General features: G+C 53.1%; 18 protein-coding genes. 6 read left to right on the top strand and 12 right to left on the bottom strand.

The features are described 5' to 3' along the window. Nucleotides 1–15: 15 nt before the first annotated feature. Entirely contained in the window at nucleotides 16–783 is a 768-nt protein-coding gene (locus tag HOY33_RS06955) for an SDR family oxidoreductase (protein WP_172289497.1), read from the bottom strand. Between the two features lie 411 nt (nucleotides 784–1194). Here HOY33_RS06955 and HOY33_RS06950 point away from each other — a divergent pair, with 411 nt between their 5' ends. Beyond that, nucleotides 1195–2448 carry an enolase C-terminal domain-like protein gene (locus HOY33_RS06950; protein ID WP_172289496.1) on the top strand — a complete coding sequence of 418 codons (1254 nt, stop codon included), beginning with the start codon at nucleotides 1195–1197 and terminating at the stop codon, nucleotides 2446–2448. A 141-nt stretch (nucleotides 2449–2589) separates the two neighbouring features. Here HOY33_RS06950 and HOY33_RS06945 read toward each other — a convergent pair whose 3' ends face one another. The 5 genes from HOY33_RS06945 to HOY33_RS06925 form a co-directional block, all read right to left on the bottom strand. Beyond that, the gene (locus HOY33_RS06945; RefSeq protein ID WP_172289495.1) at nucleotides 2590–3303 is read right to left on the bottom strand and encodes a FadR/GntR family transcriptional regulator; all 714 of its coding nucleotides are present in this window, start codon (nucleotides 3301–3303) and stop codon (nucleotides 2590–2592) included. 173 nt (nucleotides 3304–3476) lie between these two features. Next, complete coding sequence (cysM, locus tag HOY33_RS06940) at nucleotides 3477–4364, bottom strand: cysteine synthase CysM (protein ID WP_172289494.1); 888 nt, start codon at nucleotides 4362–4364, stop codon at nucleotides 3477–3479. A gap of 31 nt (nucleotides 4365–4395) precedes the next feature. Next, nucleotides 4396–5295: a Dyp-type peroxidase gene (locus tag HOY33_RS06935; protein ID WP_172289493.1), complete on the bottom strand. Its 900-nt coding sequence runs from the start codon at nucleotides 5293–5295 to the stop codon at nucleotides 4396–4398. Between the two features lie 149 nt (nucleotides 5296–5444). Next, on the bottom strand, nucleotides 5445–6032 hold the full coding sequence (locus tag HOY33_RS06930) for an RpoE-regulated lipoprotein (protein WP_172289492.1): 588 nt from the start codon (nucleotides 6030–6032) through the stop codon (nucleotides 5445–5447). 201 nt (nucleotides 6033–6233) lie between these two features. Further along, nucleotides 6234–6659: a GNAT family acetyltransferase gene (locus tag HOY33_RS06925; protein WP_172289491.1), complete on the bottom strand. Its 426-nt coding sequence runs from the start codon at nucleotides 6657–6659 to the stop codon at nucleotides 6234–6236. A 188-nt stretch (nucleotides 6660–6847) separates the two neighbouring features. Between HOY33_RS06925 and hemF the strand changes: the two genes are divergently transcribed. Then, nucleotides 6848–7777 carry an oxygen-dependent coproporphyrinogen oxidase gene (hemF, locus tag HOY33_RS06920; RefSeq protein ID WP_172289490.1) on the top strand — a complete coding sequence of 310 codons (930 nt, stop codon included), beginning with the start codon at nucleotides 6848–6850 and terminating at the stop codon, nucleotides 7775–7777. Beyond that, entirely contained in the window at nucleotides 7777–8223 is a 447-nt protein-coding gene (locus tag HOY33_RS06915) for a YaiI/YqxD family protein (RefSeq protein WP_172289489.1), read from the top strand. The genes hemF and HOY33_RS06915 overlap by 1 nt, the downstream gene beginning before the upstream one ends. Before the next feature lie 72 nt (nucleotides 8224–8295). On the opposite strand, the gene maeB is transcribed toward HOY33_RS06915, so the two are convergent. The 4 genes from maeB to grpE all read right to left on the bottom strand — a co-directional run bounded on the left by maeB (nucleotide 8296) and on the right by grpE (nucleotide 13553). Then, entirely contained in the window at nucleotides 8296–10575 is a 2280-nt protein-coding gene (gene maeB / locus HOY33_RS06910) for an NADP-dependent oxaloacetate-decarboxylating malate dehydrogenase (RefSeq protein ID WP_172289488.1), read from the bottom strand. Nucleotides 10576–10856: 281 nt separating this feature from the next. Beyond that, nucleotides 10857–11435, bottom strand: coding sequence for a GDP-mannose pyrophosphatase NudK (nudK, locus tag HOY33_RS06905; protein ID WP_172289487.1), 579 nt, complete (start codon nucleotides 11433–11435; stop codon nucleotides 10857–10859). 66 nt (nucleotides 11436–11501) lie between these two features. Continuing rightward, nucleotides 11502–12740: an Nramp family divalent metal transporter gene (locus HOY33_RS06900; RefSeq protein WP_172289486.1), complete on the bottom strand. Its 1239-nt coding sequence runs from the start codon at nucleotides 12738–12740 to the stop codon at nucleotides 11502–11504. Nucleotides 12741–12965: 225 nt separating this feature from the next. Then, nucleotides 12966–13553: a nucleotide exchange factor GrpE gene (gene grpE / locus HOY33_RS06895; RefSeq protein ID WP_172289485.1), complete on the bottom strand. Its 588-nt coding sequence runs from the start codon at nucleotides 13551–13553 to the stop codon at nucleotides 12966–12968. A gap of 132 nt (nucleotides 13554–13685) precedes the next feature. Between grpE and nadK the strand changes: the two genes are divergently transcribed. The 3 genes from nadK (at nucleotide 13686) to bamE (ending at nucleotide 16869) form a co-directional block, all read left to right on the top strand. After that, nucleotides 13686–14564 carry an NAD(+) kinase gene (nadK, locus tag HOY33_RS06890; RefSeq protein WP_172289484.1) on the top strand — a complete coding sequence of 293 codons (879 nt, stop codon included), beginning with the start codon at nucleotides 13686–13688 and terminating at the stop codon, nucleotides 14562–14564. An 84-nt stretch (nucleotides 14565–14648) separates the two neighbouring features. Then, entirely contained in the window at nucleotides 14649–16310 is a 1662-nt protein-coding gene (gene recN / locus HOY33_RS06885) for a DNA repair protein RecN (RefSeq protein WP_172289483.1), read from the top strand. Nucleotides 16311–16533: 223 nt separating this feature from the next. Next, nucleotides 16534–16869 carry an outer membrane protein assembly factor BamE gene (gene bamE, locus HOY33_RS06880; RefSeq protein WP_172289482.1) on the top strand — a complete coding sequence of 112 codons (336 nt, stop codon included), beginning with the start codon at nucleotides 16534–16536 and terminating at the stop codon, nucleotides 16867–16869. Between the two features lie 98 nt (nucleotides 16870–16967). On the opposite strand, the gene HOY33_RS06875 is transcribed toward bamE, so the two are convergent. Both HOY33_RS06875 and HOY33_RS06870 read right to left on the bottom strand, forming a co-directional pair. Beyond that, the gene (locus tag HOY33_RS06875; RefSeq protein WP_172289481.1) at nucleotides 16968–17252 is read right to left on the bottom strand and encodes an RnfH family protein; all 285 of its coding nucleotides are present in this window, start codon (nucleotides 17250–17252) and stop codon (nucleotides 16968–16970) included. Continuing rightward, a complete protein-coding gene (locus HOY33_RS06870; RefSeq protein WP_172289480.1) occupies nucleotides 17245–17679 on the bottom strand; it encodes a type II toxin-antitoxin system RatA family toxin in 435 nt (144 codons plus the stop codon). The genes HOY33_RS06875 and HOY33_RS06870 overlap by 8 nt, the downstream gene beginning before the upstream one ends. Between the last annotated feature and the right edge of the window lie 584 nt (nucleotides 17680–18263).

Below are 18263 nucleotides of genomic sequence, written 5' to 3'. Positions count from 1 at the left end.
TTACCAGAGGCAAAATTACAATACGGCCAGCCACCCTCCATCAACATAGACTATCTGTCCATTTACATAGTCCGAAGCGGATGAAGACAGATAAATAGCCGTACCAATCAACTCGTCTGGATCACCCCAGCGTTTGGAGGGGTTACTCGCTTTCACCCAGGCGTCAAACTCTTGGTTATCAATCAGCGCCGTGTTCATATCGGTGAGGATGTAACCTGGGCCGATAGCGTTGGTCTGAATATTAAACTCCGCCCATTCTGCGGCCATGGAACAGGTGAGCAATTTAATCCCTCCTTTGGCGGCGGTATAAGGCGCGACAGTAGGACGGGCGGCCTGACTGGTGAGTGAACCAATATTGATAATTTTTCCGCCCTTTCCCCGTGAAATCATGCGTTTTGCCGCCGCTCGCGAAACAATAAATGTACTGGTCAGGTTGGTATCAATCACACGTTTCCATTGTTCCAGCTCCAAATCGACCATCGGTTTGCGATATTGGATGCCGGCATTATTGATCAGGATGTCCACTTGCAGGCCTTGCTGATCCAGCGCGACGAACGCACTTTCCACTGCGTCTTCATTGGTGACATCAAAGGCTATGCTGTGTGCCTGATACCCTTTTTCACATAGTTTTTGTACTGATTCATTCAGTGACGCTTCACGTATGTCGTTTAAGATCACACGGGCGCCAGCAGTGGCTAACCCTTCAGCATAGGCCAACCCCAGACCACGTGCAGAACCCGTGACCAGTGCCGTTTTTCCAGTCAAATCAAACAGAGCGGACATAGAAAATCCTCATGTTTACTATTAAGAGAAGCGAACGCCATCAACTTGTATGACATCACTCATATTTAACTTGTTATACGATTGTTTTTAAATCAACAGACATCGGTTAATTTTGCAGAACCGATCACAAAACTAACTTATACTTCATTGTTTACATTAAAGTAAAAAATTTAATTTATTGTTTTTTATAGCTTACTTTATAAGTTTCATAAATAAACATGATGCTTAAAATTTTCTTCAACAATGAATTGAACGATGATATAAATAAAATCAACTTGTAGGACGACTGCCGTGTATTTAGGAGTAATGGCCAGTAGTGGCCGGACGTTTTTTGTTGGTGGAAAGCCAGGCATACAACTGCGCGTGGAATAGTAAAATTATAATATTTAACTTTAAAAATAAGGAGTTACTGTGAGTAATATAAAAATTACTGCGGTGAAGACAATCCTGACGGCACCAGGCGGTATTGACTTGGCGGTAGTGAAGGTTGAAACCAGCCAGCCAGGTCTTTACGGGCTGGGCTGCGCTACCTTTACCCAGCGCATTCATGCGGTTAAAACGGCTATTGACGAATATATGACGCCTTTCCTGATTGGCAAGGATCCAACACGAATCGAGGATATCTGGCAGTCTGCCTGTGTAAGCGGTTACTGGCGCAGCGGTCCGATCATGAATAATGCGCTGTCGGGCGTGGACATGGCGCTATGGGACATCAAGGGCAAACTGGCCGGAATGCCGGTCTATGAACTGCTTGGCGGCAAATGTCGTGACGGCATCCCATTGTATGTCCACACCGACGGTGGAGACGAGTTTGAAGTCGAAGACAATGTCCGTGCCCGCATGGAAGAGGGGTATCAGTACGTCCGATGCCAGATGGGCATGTATGGTGGGGCAGGTACAGACGATCTGAAACTGATAGCCACCCAGTTGGCACGAGCGAAAAACATCCAGCCTAAGCGTTCTCCACGTAGCAGCACGCCGGGTATCTATTTTGATCCGGAAGCCTATGTGAAAAGCGTTCCGCATTTATTCGAGCATCTGCGCAACAAACTCGGCTTTGGCATTGAGTTCATCCATGACATTCATGAGCGTGTGACCCCTATCGCCGCCATCCACCTGGCTAAAATACTGGAGCCGTACCAATTGTTCTATCTTGAAGATCCGGTGGCGCCAGAGAATATCGACTGGCTGAAAATGCTGCGTCAGCAATCCTCCACGCCAATTTCAATGGGTGAGTTATTTACCAACATCAATGACTGGAAACCGCTGATCGCCAATAACCTGATCGACTATATTCGCTGCCACGTCAGCACCATAGGCGGTATTACACCGGCGAAAAAACTGGCGACGTTAAGCGAAATCCATGGGATCCGCACGGCCTGGCACGGACCGGGGGATATCTCGCCAGTAGGCGTTTGTGCCAACCTGCATTTGGATATGAGCGTGACTAACTTTGGTATTCAGGAATACACACCGGTGAACGATGCGCTCCGTGACGTGTTCCCTGGTTGTCCAGAGATAGAGAAAGGGTACGCCTATCTGAGCGAGCGTCCTGGGCTGGGGATTGATATCGACGAGAAAAAAGCCGCGAAATATCCCTGCATTGGCGGTATTCCATCCTGGACTAACGCCCGTACGCCCGACGGCACCGCCTCCCGGCCTTAATGGGAGAAGAAATGGCTGCTGAACGCAGCCATTTGAGGTTGCTGACAAAGTCGTCTGTAAGCCTGAGATACCCGGCCTACCGTACCGAGGGGCGCACGCCGCTACGGCCCCTCGCCACGCTCTGCCAAATAATGAGCGTTCTCAATCCTCTATTCGTTGACTGTTAAGCTTTTCAATTGCAGTAACGTTTTCTGACATCGCTTCATTAAGCACCGCTACGGCGGTAGATGCATCACGGTTCTTTATGGCCATAAATACCTTGATATGCGCCTCGACGCTCTCAAGCGAGATACCCAGTGAACGGTTCAGTTCTTCAAGGTAGTAGTAGTAAATATCCTTAATGGAGTTCATCACGTTGTAGAATACTTTGTTCTGTGAAGCCTTAGCGATCGCCAGATGGAAATCAAAATCCGCCTGAGAGTATTTCTTATAGTCATCCTTGTTTGTCAGCATACGATTCAACGCTTTTTCCAGAGCGGAAATATCCTCCGCTGTGGCATTCTGAACCGCTAACTCCATGCATTTGAACTCGACTGTCTGGCGGAATATCATCATGTCGTGAAACTCTTCGCGGCTGAGATGCATGATCGGCTGCTGCTCATTAAGCAGGCTACGTTGGCTGAAGTTTTTGGTAACGAAACTGCCTTTCCCCTGATGAGTAATGACAATACCCAGATCGCGTAGTCGTTGTACCGCGCTACGGATGCTGACTCGGCTGACGTTGAATGACACAGTAAGTTCGGATTCTGAGGGGAGCTTACTGCCCGGCGGCCAGCTACCATCCAGCAGTTTTTCCTTAATTTGCTCATAAACTGCATTGACTACATTGTGTTTCTGGATTGATTTAATGCTCATGAGGGCTATCGCATATAAGTTGTCCTACAACATATCATGGATATAACATGCAGTGTGCGGCATGTGAAGCCTGCGCCGCTGTTTTGTATTCTGAATCTAACTGAAAATTGACCGCTCTCACGCTTAGAACCTATCCGGATAGGCCATGGTATGACTTCATCCTTGTTCTGCTTTCAGAACGCCTCAAACACGCCTGTCGATAAATAGCGATCGCCGCGGTCGCAGGCGATCGCCACGATCACGCTGCCGGGATTGTCCGCCGCAATACGCAACGCGCCGCAGACGGCGCCGCCGGAACTGACGCCGCAGAAAATGCCTTCCCGGCGGGCGAGATGACGCAGTGTGCTCTCCGCTTCCTGTTGCGAAATATCCATAATGCGATCGACAAGATCGGGGCGGAAGATACCGGGCTGATACCCCGGCGCCCAGCGCCGGATACCGGGAATCTGGCTGCCTTCGGCAGGCTGTAATCCCACGGTGACGATCTCATTACGCTGTGCTTTCAGATAACGGCTGACGCCGGAAATGGTGCCGGTGGTTCCCATACTGGATACAAAATGCGTCAGCTTGCCCGCCGTTTGCCGCCAGATCTCCGGGCCGGTGGTCAGAAAATGGGCGAGAGCGTTGTCCGGGTTATTAAACTGATCGAGGATTTTCCCTTCGCCTGACTGCGCCATGTGCCGCGCCAAATCGCGCGCGCCCTCCATCCCCGCTTGCCGGCTGACCAACACCAGCTCCGCGCCGTAGGCACGCATCGCAGACTGACGCTCGCGGCTCATATTTTCCGGCATCAATAGGCGTAGACGGTAGCCTTTCAGCGCCGCGATCATCGCCAGCGCAATACCCGTATTCCCACTGGTCGCTTCAATCAACCTATCACCGGGAGCGATATCACCCCGCTTTTCCGCCTGCTGAACCATGGATAATGCCGCACGATCTTTTACCGATCCCGCCGGGTTGTTTCCTTCCAGTTTCAGCCAGACTTCACTGCCCGTCCCCTGCGCCAAACGCTGCAATTTCACCAGCGGAGTATTGCCGATACCCTGTTCAAGCGTTGTCAAAAACCGGCCCTCACAAATGCCCTAAAGCAGATTACAGCGTCAGCAGACGTTCCAGCGAAGGCGCAAAGAAATAGCTGCCGCTTACCGCCCGGGTGAAGCGCAGCATATCGTCACGCTTGCCGTCCCGCTCGCCAAACATGCTGAGCAGTTGCTGCTCAATGTTATGCAGCCGGGCGCAGTAGGCGATGAAATACAACCCGTGCTTGCCGCTCGCCGTGCCGTAAGGCAGGCTCTGACGTAAAATTTTCAGCCCTTTGCCGTCTTCTTTCAAATCCACGCGGCTGACATGAGACGTCGACGGGCGCTGTTCAGAAGAAAGCTCTTCGTTATCGAACTTGGTGCGGCCGATCATCTGCTCTTGCTGCTCAACGCTGAAACGCTGCCACTGCTTGAGATTATGTTCCCAGCGCTGAACAAAAACATAGCTGCCGCCGGCATCGGGCTGACCGTCGGGAACGATAGCCACACCGTGGCGATCGTCGCCCTGCGGGTTTTCCGTCCCATCCACGAAACCACTCAGATCGCGGTCCTCGACACAGCGAAAGCCGTGTATTTCTTCTTCCACATGGATGGCGCTGCCAAAAGCGGCCAGAGCCGCCTGCGCCAGACTGAAATTCACATCATGCCGGTATGACTGAATATGAATCAACAGGTCGCGTTGGGTTGCCGGCGCCAGCCCTTTACCCAACGGCGTAAAGGGTTTGAGCTCCAGCGCGGAATTGAGGCAATCCAGATCGCGCCACACATCATTGCCGAAAGCCAGCACCGCGCCCAAGCCCGCATCGGGAAACTGCTGTTGCAGCTCGGACAGCGCCTGACAAAACTTTTTGCATCCCTGGCGGATGGCATCAAATTCCCCCTGCACCATAGCTTCCATAAAAATGGCAAAACGGCGATGCTCCAGCAAGATACCGCTTTGAATTTGTGTCATCTGCGCTTCCTCAATCTCATTATTTTTCTTAGTCGTATTGGTAATGTGTTTATCCGCAATCCCTTATCCCCTAGGTGCAGAAGCGCTATCATACCGGAACAAATGCGGTTTTTACTTTGCTTAAACGCAATTTCAGTTCCGGCATCCCATCAATCGCGAGCCTGCGCATGCCAGATAATCTTGCTCACACGCCATGTTTTGAGAATGTCGTCAGGCGGCATCAGCCCTTCCGGCCCGCTCCACTCGCCGGAAAACAGATAGCTGACATGTTTGCTCTGCGGGGCGACGCACTCAACGCTTTGAGCGTCATCACCTTGCCCCGGCTGGCATACGCCAAACGCCTTGCTGTAGGAGGCGCTGAACGCATCGCCGATTTTTACTCCCCACTGGCTATCGATTGCCGCATCCATCACCTCGACTTTGCGAACGTGACTTTTCGGCTCACCGCTGATGATCAATTTAACTTCCTGGCCGTCCAGCGCCTGATAAAAAGCGACCAGTTGACCGTTGTCCGAACCCATTCCGCCGCGGAGGCGATAATCGCCGTTCAGCGCCTTGTGTAACACCGGCTCGGACAATGGCGTACCGGCATTAATCTCCCCAACGCCGGCGTCCGACACCTGAAGCGAACCGCCAAACCAGCTAAACGGCGACAGGCTGGACCAGGAGAAATGGCTCATCGTGCCGCACCCGGTCAGTAACAGTGGTAAACCCAGCAATAACGGGCGAAATCTCATGACTTTTACTCCTCAATATTGAACGGCCGCAATCGTTAGCCGCCATCACCAGATTTGGATTTGAGTATAAGGCGGGCGGAAAGTGCCGTAAAAGGCAGGGTAATCGGGTTTTAATTATCATTGAATCAACAATGCGGTGAGAAGACCCAGCGGCCCTGAGTCATCGATAAATAGAGGTGATCTAACGTATCCGGCGCCGGATCAGTATTCCTGATCCTCAATCAGCCGTTTACCCAGCGTCACGCAGTCCACCATCTCATAGTCCAGCTTTTCATACATGCCAATCACCGCGTCGTTATCCTCCCGCACCATCAGGTGGATCTTGGGACAACCACGGGCAATGAGTTTTTTTTCCAGACGGCTGATCAGCGCATTGGCAATGCCTCTGCCGCGGAAATCCGGATGCACGCCGAGATAATAGGCGGAACCGCGATGGCCGTCATAGCCGCCCATGATGGAACCCACCACTTCGCCGCTCACCTCCGCCACCAGAAACAGCTCGGGATCGTGGTTTAATTTGCGTTCAATATCCATTTCAGGATCGTTCCACGGACGCAGCAAATCGCAGCGTTCCCAAAGGGTGATCACTTCCTCAAAGTCATCTTGCCGGAATATGCGGATTTCCATCACGTTGGCCACTGTGCAATTAGGTAAGTTCTGATTATCGCGTGATTTTTGTCAGACGCAATATCAAATTGCCGCCGGTCAAGAGAAATGCGCCTTGCGGCCGTGGGGGATATGATTTATTGATCGGCAATAATCGTTATACTGGAGCGCTTTATTCAATTCAGTGGTGATAAAAGGAACCTTTGCGCATGTCTCACACCAGTACGGTAACAACCTTTCTGCGCGGATTACAGGATGATCTCTGTCGGCAGCTCGCCGCAGCGGACGGCGCCACCGATTTTGATGAAGATATCTGGCAGCGCGCTGAAGGCGGCGGCGGATGCAGCCGCGTATTATCCGGCGGCGATGTTTTCGAACGGGCCGGCGTCAACTTTTCTCATATCACCGGCAGTTCGCTTCCCCCTTCCGCCAGCGCCCATCGCCCCGAGCTGGCGGGCCGCGGTTTTCAGGCGATGGGCGTTTCGCTGGTCGTTCATCCGCGCAATCCCTATGTGCCCACCAGCCACGCCAACGTGCGCTTTTTTATCGCGGAAAAACCGGGGGAAGATCCGGTGTGGTGGTTCGGCGGCGGTTTCGATCTGACGCCGTTTTATGGCTTCGAGGAAGACGCCGTGCACTGGCATCGCACCGCCCGCGATTTATGTCGCCCGTTCGGCGCGGACGTCTACCCGCGTTATAAACAATGGTGCGACGATTATTTTTTCCTGAAACATCGTAATGAGGCGCGCGGCATCGGCGGGTTGTTCTTTGACGATTTGAACACGCCTGATTTTGATACCGCCTTTGCCTTTACCCGCGCGGTTGGCGAAGGGTTTTTGCATGCCTATCTGCCGATAGTCGAACGTCGCAAGGCCCTGCCGTGGGGCGAGCGCGAGCGCGAATTCCAGCTTTATCGCCGCGGGCGCTATGTGGAATTCAATCTGGTGTGGGATCGCGGTACGCTATTTGGCCTGCAAAGCGGCGGACGCACCGAATCGATTTTGATGTCCATGCCGCCGCTGGCGCGTTGGGAATATCAGTATCGCCCTCAGCCCAACAGCCCCGAGGCCGCGCTATACCGGGATTTCTTGCCCGTCAGGGATTGGCTGGGCGACAACAAAAACGGAGTAACGGAATAATGCAGATTTGGGTCGATGCCGACGCTTGTCCCAACGTCATCAAAGAGGTGCTGTTTCGCGCCGCGGAGCGCACGGAAACACAGGTAACGCTGGTCGCCAATCAGTCATTGAAAGTGCCGCCGTCACGTTTTATCCACACCCTGCGCGTCGCCGCCGGATTCGATGTCGCGGATAACGAAATCGTGCGCCGGGTTGAAGCGGGCGATCTGGTGGTGACCGCCGATATTCCGCTGGCCGCCGAAGCGATCGAAAAAGGCGCTGTGGCGCTCAATCCGCGCGGCGAACGCTATACGCCGGACACCATCCGCGAACGGCTGAACATGCGCGATTTTATGGATACCCTGCGCGCCAGCGGCATCCAGACCGGCGGCCCGAATACGCTGAATCAACGTGACCGTCAGCAGTTCGCCAACGAACTGGATAAATGGCTGCGGCAATCAATGTAACGCCCAGAGGATCAGAAAAAGCAAAGCCCGCGGTCGCATCATGCGATTGCGGGCTTTTGACCTCAACCGGCCTTACAGCGGCTGGGTTTGCGCCTCAACCACCGCCAGCGCCACCATATTAACGATACGCCGCACCGAGGCGATCGGCGTCAGAATATGCACCGGTTTGGCGACCCCCATCAGCACCGGCCCGACGGTTACCCCTTCGGAAGAAGAGACGCGCAGCAGGTTATAGCTGATACGGGCAGATTCCATATTGGGCATGATCAGGATATTGGCCGAACCTTTCAGCGGACTGTCCGGCATCTGCTCGCGGCGGATCGACTCCACCAGCGCGGCATCGCCGTGCATTTCGCCGTCGATTTCCAGCTCCGGCGCCAGTTTATTCACCAGCGCCAGCGTAGCGCGCATTTTCGCGGCGGTGGGCGAGTCAGAAGTGCCAAAGTTCGAATGCGACAACAGGGCGACTTTCGGCTCGATCCCGAAACGACGCACGGTGTCCGCCGCCATCAGGGTAATCTCCGCCAACTGCTCCGGGGTGGGATCGGCATTGACATAGGTATCGGCGATGAACGTATTCCCGCTCGGCAACAGCAAGGCGTTCATAGCGCCGGCGACGTGGACGCCTTCGCGATAGCCAAAGACTTTTTCCACCACGGCGAAATGCTCTTCATAAGTGCCGATAGTTCCGCAAATCAAGGCGTCGGCTTCACCGCGCAGCACCATGATGGAACCAATCAATGTCGGATTACCGATCACCTCGCGCTGCGCCTTTTCCTGCGACACGCCGCGACGCTTCATGATCTCGAAATATTCGCTCCAGTATTCTTTAAAGCGCGGATCGGATTCATTGTTGACCACTTCAAAGTCTTTACCAATGGTCAACTGTAACCCCAGCTTTTGCAGGCGCATTTCAATCACGTTCGGCCGCCCAATCAATATCGGAAAAGCCAGCCCCAGCGTCACCAGTTCCTGCGTCGCGTGCAGCACGCGCGGATCTTCCCCTTCGGCCAGCACCACCCGACGGGGCTGCTGACGCGCCTGAGAGAAAACCGGCTTCATAAACAGGTTGGTCTTGTAGACAAACTCCGTCAGCTTCTCGACATAAGCAGTAAAGTCTTCAATCGGCCGCGTCGCCACGCCGGACGCCATCGCCGCTTTCGCCACCGCCGGGGCTATCTTGATAATCAGGCGCGGATCGAACGGTTTCGGGATCAGATACTCCGGGCCGAACGACAGATCCTGATCGCCATAGGCCGAGGCCACCACTTCGCTCTGCTCCGCCAGCGCCAGATTGGCAATGGCGTGCACGCACGCCAGCTTCATCTCTTCATTGATGGTGGTCGCCCCGACATCCAGCGCGCCGCGGAAGATGAACGGGAAGCACAGCACGTTGTTCACCTGATTCGGGTAGTCTGAACGGCCGGTACAGATAATGGCGTCCGGGCGAACCTCCTTGACCAGCGGCGGCAGAATTTCCGGTTCAGGGTTGGCCAGCGCCAGGATTAGCGGACGTGGCGCCATGGTTTTCACCATCTCCTGCGTCAACACCCCGGGGCCGGAGCAGCCGAGGAAAATATCGGCATCGGGGATAACGTCCGCCAGCTTACGCTTGCCGTTATCCTCAACGGCGTAAGCCGCTTTGGTTTCCGCCATATCCTCTTCACGGCCTTTGTAGATCACGCCGCGCGAGTCACACACCACGATGTTGTGCGGCTTCATGCCCAGCGCCACCAGCAGGTTCAGACAGGCGATGGATGCCGCTCCCGCGCCGGAAACCACCAGGCGTACGTCAGCGATATTCTTCTCCACCACCCGCAGCCCGTTCAGCACCGCCGCGGTACAGATAATGGCGGTGCCGTGCTGGTCGTCATGGAATACCGGAATTTTCATACGCTCGCGCAGTTTCTTTTCAATGTAAAAGCATTCCGGCGCTTTGATATCTTCCAGATTGATGCCGCCAAACGTCGGCTCCAGCGCGGCAATGATGTCGATCAGTTTATCCGGATCCAGTTCATCCACTTCAATATCGAACACGTCAATACCGGAGAATTTCTTAAACAAAACCCCCTTGCCTTCCATCACCGGCTTGCCGGCCAGCGCGCCAATATTGCCAAGGCCGAGCACGGCGGTTCCGTTGGAGATCACCGCCACCAGATTGCCGCGCGCGGTGTACTTGTAGGCCGCCAGCGGATCTTCCGCAATTTCCAGACAGGGCGCCGCCACCCCGGGTGAATAAGCCAGCGCCAGATCGCGCTGGGTCGCCAACGGCTTGGTTGGAGAAACCTGTATTTTCCCGGGCACCGGATATTGGTGAAAATCAAGGGCGCTTTGCTTTAGTTGTTCATCCATTTTTTATCCCTTCTTGGTTTTTGTTGTGGCGTACATGTAGGGTCAAGGATCACCAGTATAATGTTTGAGAATTGTTAAACTTTGAAGGATGACAAAAAGCGGAAGGTTAATGCAGATTAAAATAGTTACTTTATTTGTTAGTTTTTTGTTCAATCAAAAAACATCACACCGTCGGAGGACAAAACATCGGCGACGAAATCGTCACTCCTGGTTTTGCGCGACGCCCGTTGCCCGCACTTTCACGGGCGCGTTCGACATCAACACGCCCGGCAGTACGCCCGCTACTTCGTAAACCATCCCTGAATCTGCGCGTGCTGTAGCAACATGATGGTTTTGGCATCCATGATGCGCCCTTCTTTCACCATTTCGAGCGCCTCGGTAAAAGACAGCTCCAGCACTTCAATGTCCTCATCGTCGATACCGCCGCCCTGGTTATTCCGCAGCGACTCATCATACTCCGCGGCGAAGAAATGCAGCCGTTCGGTGACGCCGCCGGGCGACATAAAAGCCTCAAACAATTTTTCAACCTTGCCAATCGCATAGCCGGTTTCTTCAATCGCTTCATTACGTATACACGTCTCCGGCGAGTTATCGTCCAGTAAGCCGGCGCAGGCCTCCAGCAACATGCCGCTTTCATTGCCATTCAGATAGGTGGGGATTCGGAACTGGCGGGTCAGGATCACGGTGCCCTTTTTTCGGTTATACAGCAGAATGGTCGCGCCATCGCCACGATCGTACACCTCCCGGATCTGACGCACCACGCCGCCATTCTTTCTTTTTAAATCAAAAACATATTTGTGAAGAATAAACCAATGATCGGACAACAGTTTCTTTTCGATGAGCGTAATTGGCGACGACATAACTGAACCACTATAAGCAAGAATCGATATCTGATGATAAGAAGATACCGACAGGATTGCACGTCGTCATAGTCCTAAAGCGGTACTGACCAGCAGATAAAGATTGAGCGACACGACAATCGACACAATCGCTTTGCCGATGATTTGTATCAGCCGATGGTTGACCAAATCGCCCATTAATTCCCGGTTACCGGTGAATGACAGCAGAGGAACCAGCGCCAGAGCAATACCAAAGCTCAGGATCACCTGACTTAATACCAGCACCCGGGTGGGATCCATACCAGACAGGATAACGATAAATGATGGCAGCATGGTCACCGCGCGCCGCACCCACAGCGGAATATGGAAATGAACAAATCCCTGCATGACCACCTGCCCGGCCAGCGTGCCGACGACCGTCGAGGAAAGCCCTGCCGCAACCAAACTCAGGCCGAAAATGGTCGCCGCCGCTTTCCCCAGCAAAGGCTCCAGCGTCAGATAGGCACGATCCAGATCGGCAATATCCTGATTGCCGCTGAAATGAAACGCCGCGGCCGCCGTCGCCATCATCGCCAGATTGACAAATCCGGCGATGGTCATGGCAATAGCCACATCGACTTTGCTCGAGGAATAACGTTCGGCGCGGGAATGCTTATCCGCGCGCTGCGTCAAAGAAGAGTGCAGATAAATGACATGCGGCATGATCGTCGCCCCCAACACGCCCGCGGCCAGAAACACCGCATCCGACGTCGGCAGGCTGGGGATAACCATCCCTTTGGTCAGGGCGGCCAGTTCCGGCTGCGAGAAAACCAATTCAACAATATAAGCCGCGGCCACAAACAGCAGCAGCCCGCCAATCACTCTCTCCAGCGGCTTTTGTCCGCGCTGTTGCAGCATCAAAATCAGGAAAGTCGCGATACCGGTGAGAACGGCGCCTTCAAGCAGCGAAACGCCTAACAACAGCTTGAAACCGATAGCCGCCCCGATGAATTCAGCCAGATCGGTCGCCATGGCGATGATCTCGGCCTGCACCCAGTAGGCCCAAACGGCGGGCCGCGGAAAACGATCGCGGATCAGTTCCGCAAGATTTTTACCGGTGGCGATACCCAGCTTGGCTGACAGCAACTGGATCAACATCGCCATGATATTGGCCCACACCACCACCCATAACAGGGTATAACCATAGGCGGCGCCGGACTGAATATTCGTCGCGAAGTTGCCCGGGTCGATATAACCGATCGCGGCAATGAAGGCCGGCCCCATCAGAGAAAGTTTGATCTTTCTTGACGCGCGGCTTGCTGACTCGACGATAGGGTTGCCCCGCATAGTATGACCTTTCTAATACTGTTGTTTTTACTACCTTCACATTAATGATAATGATTATCAACCGCATTTATAACGACAATACCAATTCTTCTGATAGTTAAAGATGATGGTGCGGCAGAAAAATAAAAAGTCCCTTTTTAACAAACCAATAGTAATTAACTATAAACAAAAAACCCCATGCCTGAAGCACGGGGTTGGGATTGATGCGAAACGAAATAGGCTGAATCAGTCTTTCGCCTTAGACACCGCGACCATCGCCGGACGCAGTAAACGCCCGTTCAGCGTGTAGCCTTTCTGCATCACCATCATTACGTGATTTGGCGGATAATCATCGGATTCCAGCATCGTCATTGCCTGGTGAACTTCCGGGTTAAAGGGAACATTCACTTCCCCCACCACCTCAATGCCAAACTTATGCACGGCATCCAGCAACGATTTCAACGTCAGCTCAACGCCTTCAATCATCGATGCCAGCGCATCGTTGGATTTGTCCGCCACATCCAGCGCGCGTTCAAGGTTATCGATTACCGGCAACATTTCACCGGCAAATTTTTCCACTGCGAATTTGTGCGCCTTTTCGACGTCCATTTCCGCACGACGACGGATATTGTCGGCTTCGGCCCGGGCGCGCAGTATGCTGTCGCGCTCACGCTGTTGCAGCTCGGCCAATTGTGTTTCCAGTTCGGCAATACGCTCATCGCGCGGGTCGGCTACGTCTGTTGCTTGCGGCGCCGCTTCCGCCTGTTGCCCTTTCGCTGTCTTCGTGTGATCCAAGACTTGCTCATCGGGCGTGTTCTGTTCTTTACTACTCATGAAATTCTCCGCGGTTTAGCATTAATCTCGCTAGTTGCTTATTATGGGGATCAAAACCGGGGATGCAAGGGAACCAGTCACATATTGGTTTCACCCGACATCGGGCACATCACGCTGAGGATAACGACAGCAATGGTTAAACCATTTAATTGTATTGGCATCGTCGGCCACCCGCGCCACCCCACCGCGCTGGCAACTCACGAAATGCTCTATCACTGGCTGACCGCGAAAGGTTATGCGGTGCTTATTGAGCAGCAGATTGCCCTCGACCTGAATCTGAAAGGCGCCCGAACCGCCAGCCTGGCCGATATCGGCCAACAAGCCGATCTGGCGGTGGTGGTGGGCGGCGACGGCAACATGCTGGGCGCGGCCCGCGTGTTATCACGCTATGACATTCAGGTCATCGGCGTTAACCGCGGCAATCTCGGTTTCCTGACCGATCTGGATCCCGATCAGGCCCAGCAGCAGCTATCCGAAGTATTAAACGGCCACTACCTGAGCGAACGGCGTTTTATGCTGGAAGCGCATATCTGCCGTGCCGATCAACCCAGCAGCAGCAGCACCGCCATTAATGAAATCGTGCTCCATCCCGGCAAAGTGGCGCATATGATCGAATTTGAAGTCTACATCGACGACAACTTCGCGTTTTCTCAACGTTCAGACGGCCTGATTATCTCCACGCCAACCGGTTCGACCGCCTATTCATTATCGGGCGGCGGTCCGATCCTGACGCCCTCGCTGGATGCCATCGCGCTGGTGCCCATGTTTCCCCATACGCTCTCGGCCCGCCCGCTGGTCATTAACAGCAGCAGCACCATCCGGTTAAAATTTTCCCACACCACCAGCGATCTGGAAATCAGTTGCGACAGCCAGATTTCATTACCGCTACAGGAAAGAGAAGAGGTGCTGATTCGCCGCAGCGAAAATTACCTGAATCTAATTCATCCTGAAAATTACAGTTATTTCAATACATTAAGCACAAAGCTCGGCTGGTCTAAAAAATTGTTCTAAATTTGTCTTCAGCTACTTTACTGTATATAAAACCAGTTTATACTGTATGTAATTACACCATGTACTTACATACAGGAAACTATCATGCTGGCGCAACTCACTATCAGTAACTTCGCCATCGTGCGCGAATTGGAAATCGATTTCCAGGCAGGAATGAGCGTTATCACCGGGGAAACCGGCGCCGGGAAATCCATTGCGATTGATGCCCTCGGTCTGTGTCTGGGAAATCGTTCCGACGCCAGCATGGTAAGGCCGGGGGCGCCCCGCGCTGATATCTGCGCCCGTTTTTCGCTGGCGGACACGCCCGGCGCCCACCGGTGGCTGGAGCAAAACCAACTGGACGACAGCAACGAGTGCCTGCTACGCCGGGTCATTGGCGCCGACGGCCGTTCCCGTGGTTTTATCAACGGCACCGCGGTGCCGCTTTCTCAGTTGCGCGAGCTTGGCCAACATCTTATCCAGCTTCACGGCCAGCATGCGCATCAGCTGCTGCTCAGGCCCGAACACCAGAAACATCTGCTGGATGCCTACGCAGACGAGCCTCAATTACTTGGCGCCATGCAGCAAATCTGGCAGCAATGGCACCAAAGCTGCCGCGCACTGGCGCAGTTGCAACAAGCTACCATCGAGCGGGAAGCGCGACGCGAACTGCTGCAATACCAGTTGAAAGAGCTGAATGAGTTTGCGCCTCAGCCAGGCGAATACGAACAGATCGATGTCGAATACAAGCGTCTGGCGAACAGCGGGCAACGGCTGGCGCTGAGCCAGCAGACGTTACAGTTGCTCAGCGAGGACGAAGAGCAAAATATGCTCGGCATGCTGCACACCGTCAAACATCAGCTCACCGAATTGGTCGGCATGGACGACAAGCTGTCCGGCGTGCTTTCCATGCTGGAGGAAGCGGGCATCCAAATCAGCGAAGCCAGCGATGAACTGCGCCATTACAGCGAGCAAATGGATCTCGATCCAATCCGACTATACGAACTGGAGCAACGGCTATCCCGCCAGTTGTCGCTGGCGCGTAAACATCATGTTCCACCGGAAGCATTGCCCGCATTCCATCAACAACTTTTGGAAGAGCAACTGCTGCTGGAACAACAGGAAAGCGACCACAAAACCTTGAGCGGCGCCGTAAGCGAATATCATCAACAGGCGCTGCATATCGCCGAGCAATTACACGCGCGTCGGCAATACTATGCCAACGAGCTGGCCCAGCTCATCACATCCAATATGCATGAACTGGCTATGCCGCACGGACACTTCACCATTGACGTGAAGTTTACGCCGGAATACCTGACGGCCAGCGGCGCGGACAGCATTGAGTTTTGCGTCACCACCAACCCCGGGCAACCGCATCAGGCGTTAGCCAAAGTGGCCTCCGGTGGAGAGCTTTCCCGTATCGCGCTGATCGTTCAGGTTATCACCGCCCGTAAAATGGACACGCCGGCGCTGATTTTCGATGAGGTCGATGTGGGGATCAGCGGCCCGACAGCGGCGATTGTGGGCAAAATGCTGCGTCAGCTTGGCGAATCGACGCAGGTTATGTGCGTCACTCATCTACCGCAGGTCGCCGGTTGCGGTCACCAGCACTTCTTTGTCAGCAAACAAACCGACGGCGCAGAAACGGAAACGCTGATGCAGCCGCTTGATAAACGCGCCCGGTTACAGGAACTGGCGCGCCTGTTAGGCGGAAGCGCCGTGACTAAAAACACGCTGGCGAACGCCAAAGAACTTCTGGCCGCATAAGGCTGAATCCTGTGACGGGCAGGGATAGCCGCCATAAAAAAATGCCGGAGCATTTTTTAACGTCACGCAGTGACGGCCCGTAAGGGTGGCGGGCACGGATAGCCCGCCATAAAAAATCTCAACTTTTTCGCCTTCTTGGGGTCATACAGGGATCTTGCAGGTTTTCAAGTCAGGCAAGGTCTATTATCATCGGCAACCTATGCCCTTAAGGAATGTAATCACTATGCGCTGTAAAACGCTGACTGTCGTCGCTGCGGTGGTTGTTATGCTGACTGCCGGTTGTTCCACGTTAGAGAAAGTGGTTTATCGGCCAGACATCAATCAGGGAAACTATCTGGCACCGGGTGATGTCGCCAAAATTCATACCGGAATGACTAAACAACAGGTCGCTTACACCCTGGGAACACCGATGTTGCAGGATCCGTTTGGCAGCGATACCTGGTTTTACGTCTTCCGCCAACAGCCGGGTCATGAGTCGGTAAAACAACAAACCCTGACGCTCACTTTTAATAGCGGCGGCGTGTTGACCCATATCGATAACAAACCCGCACTGAATTAATCGGGTACGGCCGGCGGAGTAGACGCTAATCCGACACGGCGAAGACCAACTGTTTTATCAGGAACGGTTTCCGCTGTGCGGATAAGGCTCCAGAGGCCTTATTTTTTTGAGCGCTCGGCTCGCTGACGTCGCAGCTCTTTCGGGTCGGCGATCAACGGGCGATAAATCTCCACGCGATCGCCATCATTGAGAATATCGGTCAGCTTGACTGCCCTGCTGTAGATCCCGACTTTGTTGGTCTGTAGATCAATCTCTCCCCGCAGCTCCAGCAACCCCGAGGCAATAATCGCCTCTTCGACCGAACTGCCTTGCGCTAAGGTTATCGTCCGCAGATATTGACGCTCCGGTAAGGCATAAACCACGTCAACGCAAATATCAGGCACTGTAAACCTCTTTGGCGCGTTGTGTGAACGCCTGAACCATATTTCCCGCCAGATCCTTGAAAACTTTACCGAAAGCGAGTTCTATCAAAGCATTGGTGAATTCAAAATCAAGATGCAGTTCAACTTTGCAAGCATCATTGCTCAATGGCGTAAAATGCCAATCTCCCGTCAACTGGCGGAAAGGCCCGTCAACCAGTTGCATATTGATATTCTGATTGTTGGTCAGCGTATTGCGTGTGGTAAATGTCTTGCGAATTCCCGCCTTGGCGACATCAACGGCGGCGGTCATTTCATCCGGCGTAGCGGAAAGCACCCGGCTACCGGTACAACCCGGCAAAAAAGCAGGATACGAAGAGACATCATTCACCAATTGGTACATCTGCTCCGCGCTAAACGGCACCAGGGCAGAACGACTTATTTTCGGCATACAATTTTCCGTGATTCATAAAACGCGCAAAATAATAGCACTGATAAGCCGACAGATAAAAATTCTGCGCGCACTATCGCACAATATCATCAACCGTGACCCTAGTCCTACGGCGGGGTTATTGCGTACCGCCAGCCACACAGGCGTCACCTTCAGGGATAACCGCCAACATCATATCCCGCCGTTTTAAGTGGCTCACGGAATACCTCATATTGACTATCACGACCTCTTACAGAGCATTATGTCCCGAGCGGGTCGCTCACTGAAAGAGACGATCGCATTTCGCACTTACAACACTATCCGAATACTATATGTTTATTATTATTTATATTTTTATGTCATAAGGTATTCTTTTACTCAATACCAAGCTTATCATTAAAATTATAATGATTTGAATTTAAATCACTTTAAATGACATAAAAACAAATATACAGAAAATTCCTAACCCATAAGATAAAAAAAAGCATAAGATAATCTTAACAACCCGTCCGTTTATCGGACATGGAAAATAATGGATTTCATCCTATATCGTTACCTATCACAGCCCTAAGTATGGCATCAGGGAGCATTGCGGCTGTTGAAAT

The sequence above is a fragment of the Brenneria sp. hezel4-2-4 genome (assembly GCF_013155275.1).
GTDB lineage: Bacteria > Pseudomonadota > Gammaproteobacteria > Enterobacterales > Enterobacteriaceae > Brenneria.
The sequence above is the reverse complement of the archived record's forward strand: the minus strand, read 5'-3'. Positions and strand labels throughout refer to the sequence as shown.

What these genes read in the sequence shown, in the direction of transcription:
- HOY33_RS06955 (WP_172289497.1), bottom strand. Translation starts at nt 783, where the DNA reads ATGTCCGCTCTGTTTGATTTGACTGGAAAAACGGCACTGGTCACGGGT.
- HOY33_RS06945 (WP_172289495.1), bottom strand. Translation starts at nt 3,303, where the DNA reads ATGAGCATTAAATCAATCCAGAAACACAATGTAGTCAATGCAGTTTAT.
- HOY33_RS06935 (WP_172289493.1), bottom strand. Translation starts at nt 5,295, where the DNA reads ATGACACAAATTCAAAGCGGTATCTTGCTGGAGCATCGCCGTTTTGCC.
- HOY33_RS06930 (WP_172289492.1), bottom strand. Translation starts at nt 6,032, where the DNA reads ATGAGATTTCGCCCGTTATTGCTGGGTTTACCACTGTTACTGACCGGG.
- HOY33_RS06925 (WP_172289491.1), bottom strand. Translation starts at nt 6,659, where the DNA reads ATGGAAATCCGCATATTCCGGCAAGATGACTTTGAGGAAGTGATCACC.
- hemF (WP_172289490.1), top strand. Translation starts at nt 6,848, where the DNA reads ATGTCTCACACCAGTACGGTAACAACCTTTCTGCGCGGATTACAGGAT.
- HOY33_RS06915 (WP_172289489.1), top strand. Translation starts at nt 7,777, where the DNA reads ATGCAGATTTGGGTCGATGCCGACGCTTGTCCCAACGTCATCAAAGAG.
- maeB (WP_172289488.1), bottom strand. Translation starts at nt 10,575, where the DNA reads ATGGATGAACAACTAAAGCAAAGCGCCCTTGATTTTCACCAATATCCG.
- nudK (WP_172289487.1), bottom strand. Translation starts at nt 11,435, where the DNA reads ATGTCGTCGCCAATTACGCTCATCGAAAAGAAACTGTTGTCCGATCAT.
- HOY33_RS06900 (WP_172289486.1), bottom strand. Translation starts at nt 12,740, where the DNA reads ATGCGGGGCAACCCTATCGTCGAGTCAGCAAGCCGCGCGTCAAGAAAG.
- grpE (WP_172289485.1), bottom strand. Translation starts at nt 13,553, where the DNA reads ATGAGTAGTAAAGAACAGAACACGCCCGATGAGCAAGTCTTGGATCAC.
- nadK (WP_172289484.1), top strand. Translation starts at nt 13,686, where the DNA reads ATGGTTAAACCATTTAATTGTATTGGCATCGTCGGCCACCCGCGCCAC.
- recN (WP_172289483.1), top strand. Translation starts at nt 14,649, where the DNA reads ATGCTGGCGCAACTCACTATCAGTAACTTCGCCATCGTGCGCGAATTG.
- bamE (WP_172289482.1), top strand. Translation starts at nt 16,534, where the DNA reads ATGCGCTGTAAAACGCTGACTGTCGTCGCTGCGGTGGTTGTTATGCTG.
- HOY33_RS06870 (WP_172289480.1), bottom strand. Translation starts at nt 17,679, where the DNA reads ATGCCGAAAATAAGTCGTTCTGCCCTGGTGCCGTTTAGCGCGGAGCAG.